Annotated in this window: 7 protein-coding genes; 3 read left to right on the forward strand and 4 right to left on the reverse strand. The window is 62.1% G+C overall.

Annotation, left to right across the window (positions count from 1 at the left end):
• Window positions 1–180: 180 nt before the first annotated feature.
• From E8E95_RS10330 to E8E95_RS10345, 4 genes are read right to left on the reverse strand one after another with little or no spacing between them, the layout of a single operon-like run.
• Window positions 181–1,395, reverse strand: a complete 1,215-nt coding sequence (locus E8E95_RS10330) for a pyridoxal phosphate-dependent aminotransferase (protein ID WP_280349751.1) — start codon at window positions 1,393–1,395, stop codon at window positions 181–183.
• Window positions 1,392–2,027: a dimethylmenaquinone methyltransferase gene (locus E8E95_RS10335; protein ID WP_280349752.1), complete on the reverse strand. Its 636-nt coding sequence runs from the start codon at window positions 2,025–2,027 to the stop codon at window positions 1,392–1,394. The genes E8E95_RS10330 and E8E95_RS10335 overlap by 4 nt, the downstream gene beginning before the upstream one ends.
• Window positions 2,024–2,689, reverse strand: coding sequence for an RraA family protein (locus E8E95_RS10340; protein ID WP_280349753.1), 666 nt, complete (start codon window positions 2,687–2,689; stop codon window positions 2,024–2,026). The genes E8E95_RS10335 and E8E95_RS10340 overlap by 4 nt, the downstream gene beginning before the upstream one ends.
• Window positions 2,689–3,351 (reverse strand): RraA family protein, encoded by a 663-nt coding sequence (locus tag E8E95_RS10345; protein ID WP_280349754.1) that lies wholly within the window; start codon window positions 3,349–3,351, stop codon window positions 2,689–2,691. Before E8E95_RS10345 ends, E8E95_RS10340 begins: the two co-directional genes overlap by 1 nt.
• A 105-nt stretch (window positions 3,352–3,456) precedes the next feature.
• Here E8E95_RS10345 and E8E95_RS10350 point away from each other — a divergent pair, with 105 nt between their 5' ends.
• The 3 genes from E8E95_RS10350 to E8E95_RS10360 all read left to right on the forward strand — a co-directional run.
• Window positions 3,457–4,356, forward strand: a complete 900-nt coding sequence (locus tag E8E95_RS10350) for a LysR family transcriptional regulator (RefSeq protein WP_280349755.1) — start codon at window positions 3,457–3,459, stop codon at window positions 4,354–4,356.
• A 137-nt stretch (window positions 4,357–4,493) separates the two neighbouring features.
• On the forward strand, window positions 4,494–5,315 hold the full coding sequence (locus tag E8E95_RS10355; RefSeq protein ID WP_280349756.1) for an alpha/beta hydrolase: 822 nt from the start codon (window positions 4,494–4,496) through the stop codon (window positions 5,313–5,315).
• A 128-nt stretch (window positions 5,316–5,443) separates the two neighbouring features.
• Window positions 5,444–6,551, forward strand: a 1,108-nt coding sequence (locus tag E8E95_RS10360; protein WP_280349757.1) for a sodium:alanine symporter family protein, incomplete at its 3' end; no start/stop codon positions are given.

Below are 6,551 nucleotides of genomic sequence, written 5' to 3' on the forward strand. Positions count from 1 at the left end.
AGCGTCTTGCCCGGGAGGGAATAACTGTCCAGCACTCTGCGAGAGTGCCAGGCCGACGCAGGAAGGGATGGGACTGGCGACGAAAAAACAAGGGGCAGGCAGAGACCTCGTGAGTCCATGCACTATCCCTTGCCGACGGACGTGGCCGGTACTGCCACGCTGTCTTTAGTGGTTATTCAGCTATCGCACGTTCTGGCAGAAGGTCCGAATGGCTTCGCAGGCTTGTTTCAACGAAGCATCATCCAGCGCATAGGCAATGCGGATGTAGCCCGCCAGCCCGAACGCGCTGCCTGGCACCACTGCCACGTTGGCCTCATCTAGCAGTGCATGGGCGACATCCTCGTCGCTGAACAGTCCTCGCCCACCCTGGGACACCTTGCCGACCAGCGCCGAGCAATCGGCAAACGCGTAGAAGGCGCCGGCCGGTCGATCGCAATGCAAACCAGGCGTTTCATTGAGCATGGCCACCATGAAGTCACGACGCCGCTGAAACACCTCGCGACTTTCCCGGATAAAGTCCTTGGGACCGCGCAGGGCCGCCACCGCCGCGTGCTGAGAAATGGAACAGGCACCAGAGGTCTGCTGCCCCTGCAGCTTCTCCATCGCATCCAGCAGCCAGCGTGGCCCGCTGGCGAAGCCGATCCGCCAGCCGGTCATGGCGTACGCCTTGGATACGCCGTTCATGGTCAAGGTTCGTTCGGCCAGACGCGGCTCGACCTGGGCCAGCGTGTGGAACGCCGCGCCATCGAAGATCAGGTGCTCGTAGATATCGTCCGAGAGGATCAGTACCTGGGGGTGATCCAGCAGGACGTCGGCCAGGGCACGCAGCTCTTCGCGGCTGTATACCGCGCCGGTGGGGTTCGATGGCGAGTTCAGGATAAGCCAGCGAGTATCCTCGTTGATCGCTGCCTGCAATGCCTTTGGCGTCAGCTTGAAGCCACTGTCGACTCCGCAGGTGACGATGCGCGAGCGACCGCCATAGAGCTGCACCATCTCCGGGTAGCTCACCCAGTAAGGTGCCGGAATGATCACTTCGTCACCCTCGTTCAGGGTGGCGGCCAGCGCATTGTAGATGACCTGCTTGCCTCCGCTGCAGACCAGGGTGTCTTCCCACCCCACCGCGAGGCCGTTCTCGTCCCGGTACTTGGCGGCGACTGCTTCGCGCAGGGCACGCAGGCCTGCGACCTGGGTGTAACGGGTGTGACCCGCCTCTATCGCGGCGACAGCGGCCTGGCGGATGTGCGCGGGCGTGTCGAAGTCGGGCTCTCCGGCGCACAAGGAAATGATGGCGGCGCCTTCCGCTCGGCGTGCGGCGACACGATCAATGATTCGATAAGTTGCTGAGGGCTGAGCAGCCGCAACGCGCCGATTAAGGCTCTCAAAGTCCCGGCTCACTGGCCCACCTCCGGACGTTTCAGTCCCATCAGCTCGACGGTTGTGCTGCCTTCGCGCAGGGCCGCCATCATCCGCGACTCCTTCTCGGCACGGGCTTCGCCGTCAGCCAGGGTGCGCGCCACTTCAGCCTTGGGAATGATCACGATACCGTCATCGTCGGCAACCACAAGGTCACCAGCGGCCACCTGGGCGCCATTGAATGGAATCGGCTGGCCAACCGAGGGCGCCGTAGCCTTGACGGTACCTTTGACAGATACGCCGCGGGTGTACACCGGGAAGCCCAGCTTCTCGATGGCCTGGATGTCCCGCACGCCCCCATCGATGATCAGACCCACTACGCCAGCCGCCTGGGCGGCGACAGTGAGTACTTCACCCCAGTAACCGGCGATGAAGTTGCCAGTGCTCACCACCAACACGCTGCCCTTCGGTGCTTGCTCCAGTGCCAGGTGCAGACCCAGGTTGTCCCCCGGGGAACACTCCAGCGGGTAAGCTGGTGCCGCGATGAAAGCGCCGCGCCAGATAGGGCGAATCGCCGGGTCGACAGCAGTGGGCAGGCCCGATGCTTCGTACAGGGTGGAACTGCCGAGTACCTTGGCTCGCGTGGCAACGACCTGGATATCGTAGGCACTCATTTGGATTTCCTCTGGAGGTCGTGATAGCCAAGCGCAGCACGCGCTTCCTTGAGAGTCTTGCCGTGGACGATCTGCTCGCGAATTTGCGCCTCAACCTGTTCAATCTGCCGCGCACATTCCGCGACAGCCTGGGCGCGCTCACGCGGCACGATCACCACGCCATTGGCATCGGCTACGACGATGTCACGAGCGCAGGCACGAGCGCTGCCAATGCTTACTGGCTGGTTCACCGCCACCACTTCGACGCGATCCTTGCCGGTGCGCATGAAGCGCCCCTTGGTGAACAGTGGATAGCCCTCGCCCAACGCCTTGTTCACATCGCGGCAGACGCCATCGATAACTGTGCCGGCGATGCCGCGCGCCAACGCGTACTGGGTCATGATGTCACCCCAGACGGTGCAGTCGGTACGGCCTCCGTTAGCGATGACGACCACATCTCCCGGGGCCACATCGTCGATGAAGTCGCCGACGGTACCGGGTGGAGTGCTGGCAGAAACGTACTGCACAGTGAAGGCCGGGCCCACGGTCACTTTCTGGTAGTCAGCCAGAGGTGCGATATCCAGGCACTGACCGGGCAGACCCAGCTTGTCCATGGCGTCGGAAACCGCTGGGGTATCCAGCCCTTCGAACAGGGCGACCAGATCCTTATCTTCGAGATTCATCAGTGCTGCTCCGCTTTGATGGCTTCGAACTGACTGTCGTGCATCACGCTCTCCACCGAGCGCCCTGCCCTCACCGCCTCCACCATGCCCGCCTGCCGACGGTCAATGCGCTCCGCGAGATCAAGCACCTGCTCGATCACCTCGGCAGGCACGAAAACGGTGCCGCACTCGTCGGCGATGACGTAGTCATCTTCGTTCACCGCCACACCGGCCATGGTCACGGCGCACCCGGAGTCCACCTGCACCAGTCGATTGCGCGCACTGATCATGGTCACGCCGCGGCCATACACCGGGTAGCCGATGTCTTCGCTACCTTTGATGTCGCGGCTGAAGCCATCGATCACCGAGCCACGAATACCTTTCTGGCGGGCGGCATTGGCGAGGATGTCACCCCAGCTGGAAATGCCTTCCACGCCGCCGGCGATGACCAGCACGCGGTCATCGGATTCGATGCTGGCCACGACCGGGGTGATGAGGTGCACGGTGGGGGCGGAATCCTGCTTGGGGGCGAGCTGCACTGTGCTGGCCCGGCCTACGATCTTCGGACAATTCCACAGCGGGCGAAGGCCGGCCGTGGCGCCGGGCAGTCCGAGGAAGTCCAGTGCGTCAGACACCGTATTGGTGTCCAGGGCGGACAGTCGGCTCAGGAGAGGTGTGTTCATGGAAAGCGAACCTTGTTGTTTGGAGTCCCGAGTATCGGCAGTCAATTTCCATAGGTATATTCCTTATCAAGTAACGCTCCCATAGCCTTAACATATGGTAAAACCATGATCAACTTTCGCCTGGTTCGACACCTCTGGCTGTTCCTCGCGGTGGCCGAGGAGCAGAGTTTCAGCCGCGCAGCCAAGCGCCTGGGCATGTCTCAGCCACCGTTGACCGAGCAGATCCAGATCCTCGAGCACTCGTTGAAATTGCGATTGTTCGAACGATCTCGCCAAGGCGCAAAGCTCACGCCTGCCGGTGCCGCTATCCTCCCGGCCGTACGCAAGTTCGCCGATCAGCTGGAGCGCCTGGAGCTTGCCGTACTTGAAGCGGTGTCTGGCCAGGCCGGGGTGCTGACCATCGGTGCCATCACCAATGCAATGATCGACGTGCTACCGCCGCTGATTGACCGTTTCAAGGCCCAGCATCCGCAGATAACCGTCACCGTGCGGGAAATCGACAGTGCCGAGGCCATCCCCGCGCTGGAGGCCGGCGATATCGATCTGGCCTTCGCCCGACTGGAGGGGAATCTGGGCAAGGACATTCGCTCCATGCCCCTCACCGAAGACCGACTGGCCGTAGCGATCCCACGGGAGCATCCGCTGGCGGCCCGCTCCCGCCTGACATTGGCCAGCCTTTCGGATGAAGCCCTGGTGATGTCATCCCGTCAGGTCAGCCCGAACTACTTCGATTACCTGATCGGTGTATGCAAGGCCAATGGCCTCAACCCCAGGGTGCTTCACGAGGTGCGCTCAGTCTCGTCGCAGATCGCTTTCGTCAGCTGTGGCCAGGGTGTCGCCCTGGTTCCGGCCTCAATGAAGAAGCTGGCGCCCGAAAACGTGGTGCTGCGCCCGGTATCGCCCAGGCTGAGCATCGTTACCACCGCAGTCGTTTGGAACAGTGCCCGCTCCAATCCACTGGTGGACGCCCTGCTGGAACAGTTGCGAGGCAGCGTTCCAGGCTGATGATGCTGGAGAATTTTCCATACCTGAAACCTATGGAATCCTTACTTGATTAGGAATTTACAGAAGGATTCCCCGATCGGAGACTCGACGAACAACGCATCCAGAGCACCATCGCAAAGGTTCCAGGAGCCACCCACGTGACGACAACACAACAAGAGTTCGACCGATCCTTCGTGCCACTGACCCTCGACGGCGTCGATCTGCAGGTCGCAGCCTTGCACCGAGCGGGGGACAAGGCACCTATCCTGTTCCTCCACGGCTTCGGCTCCACCAAGGAAGACTACGCCGATATCGTGCGTTACGCAGCCTTCAATGGGCATCCGTTCCTTGCCTACGATGCACCTGGCTGCGGTGAAACCACCTGCTCGGACCTCGCGCGTATCGGCATCCCGCTCCTGGTGAAAACAGCGCTGGCGATGCTGGATCAATTCGGCATCCAACGCTTCCACCTGGTCGGACACTCCATGGGAGGCCTCACCTCATTGATGCTGGCCCATCAGCACCCCGAGCGCGTCCTGAGCTTCGTCGATATCGAGGGCAATATCGCCCCGGAAGACTGCTTCCTCAGCCGTCAGATCCACGACTACGCCCATGACGATGCCGAGCGCTTCTTCGAAGATTTCATCGAGCGCACCCTCCATGCCCCGGCGTATGCCAGCGCGCTCTACGCCGCCAGCCTTCGCCACAAGGTGCGGGCAGGAGCGGTTCGCGGGATATTCGAGTCCATGGTGGCGCTTTCTGACCATGGCGAGCTGATGGAGAAGTTCCTCGCCCTGCCCTGCCCTCGCATGTTCATGTATGGCGAGCAGAACACTCATCTTTCCTACCTGGCCTACATCCAGAGCCAAGGCGTGCATCTCGCGGAAATCGCCAATTGCGGCCACTTCCCCATGTATTCCAATCCGACGGCGATGTGGGAGCGGATCGCCTATCTGCAACATCCCAGCACAACGAGCTGAGGACGTGAGGAAAGGCCCCAGCGCGCTCCTCCCCTAACCCTACGGATATCCACCGCGGTCGAGCTTACGACTGCAGAGTTTCCGTGCGCCTATTGAATGTGCATTACAACAATAACGAGGTAACTCCAATGCTCGAAGCCATCAATGACTTTATGTCAGGCAAGGTCCTCATAGTCCTCATCGTGGGGCTGGGTACCTACTTCACCATCAGTTCTCGCTTCGTCCAGTTCCGCCATTTCGGCCACATGTTCAGCGTGTTCAAGGATTCCATCCGTGGCCAGGCCGGTCAGCTGAGCTCCTTCCAGGCCCTGATGCTGAGCCTCGCCGGTCGCGTCGGCGCCGGTAACATCGCCGGTGTTGGCCTGGCCGTTACGCTCGGCGGCCCTGGCGCCGTGTTCTGGATGTGGGTCACCGCGCTGGTCGGCATGTCCAGCAGCTTCTTCGAGTGCACCCTGGCCCAGGTCTACAAGCGCGCCGATGGCGATGGCCTGTACCGTGGCGGCCCGTCCTACTACATCCAGCACGGCCTGAAGCTGCGCTGGATGGCGCTGACCTTCGCCGTGCTGCTGCTGGTGACCTACGGCTTCGCCTTCAACGGCCTGCAGGCCTTCACCGTGACCCACTCCCTGGAAAACGCCTTCGACCTGCCGGTGCAGTACACCGGTATCGGCCTGGCCGTGCTCCTGGGCCTGGTGTTCATCGGCGGCATCAAGCGCATCGCCTCGGTGTCCGACCTGCTGGTGCCGGTCAAGACCCTGGCCTACATCGCCGTCACCTGCTACGTGATCATCTCCCAGATCGAGCTGGTGCCGGACATGCTGGTGACCATCGTGAAGAGCGCCTTCGGCCTGGAGCCGGCCTTCGCCGGCCTGCTCGGCAGCGCCATCGTGATGGGTGTGAAGCGCGGCGTGTTCGCCAACGAAGCCGGCCTCGGCAGCGCGCCCAACGTCGCCGCCGTCGCTGCGGTGAAGCACCCGGCCGCCCAGGGCGTGGTGCAGGCGTTCAGCGTCTTCCTCGACACCTTCGTGATCTGCACCTGCACCGCGCTGCTGATCCTGCTGTCCGGTTTCTACACTCCGGGCTTCGAAGGCGACGGCATCGTGCTGACCCAGAACTCCCTGGCCGCGGTGGTCGGTGAATGGGGCCGCGTGTTCATCAGCGTGGCGCTGAGCCTCTTCGTCTTCACCTGCATCCTCTACAACTACTACCTCGGCGAGAACGCCCTGCAGTTCCTGG

Origin of the sequence: Pseudomonas sp. BN414, from assembly GCF_029871275.1 — a bacterium.
Classification (GTDB): Bacteria; Pseudomonadota; Gammaproteobacteria; order Pseudomonadales; family Pseudomonadaceae; genus Metapseudomonas; species Metapseudomonas resinovorans_C.

Bases quoted from the DNA above. Each gene is read 5' to 3' on its own strand.
- E8E95_RS10335 (WP_280349752.1), bottom strand. From the start codon at position 2,027: ATGAGTGCCTACGATATCCAGGTCGTTGCCACGCGAGCCAAGGTACTC.
- E8E95_RS10340 (WP_280349753.1), bottom strand. From the start codon at position 2,689: ATGAATCTCGAAGATAAGGATCTGGTCGCCCTGTTCGAAGGGCTGGAT.
- E8E95_RS10345 (WP_280349754.1), bottom strand. From the start codon at position 3,351: ATGAACACACCTCTCCTGAGCCGACTGTCCGCCCTGGACACCAATACG.
- E8E95_RS10350 (WP_280349755.1), top strand. From the start codon at position 3,457: ATGATCAACTTTCGCCTGGTTCGACACCTCTGGCTGTTCCTCGCGGTG.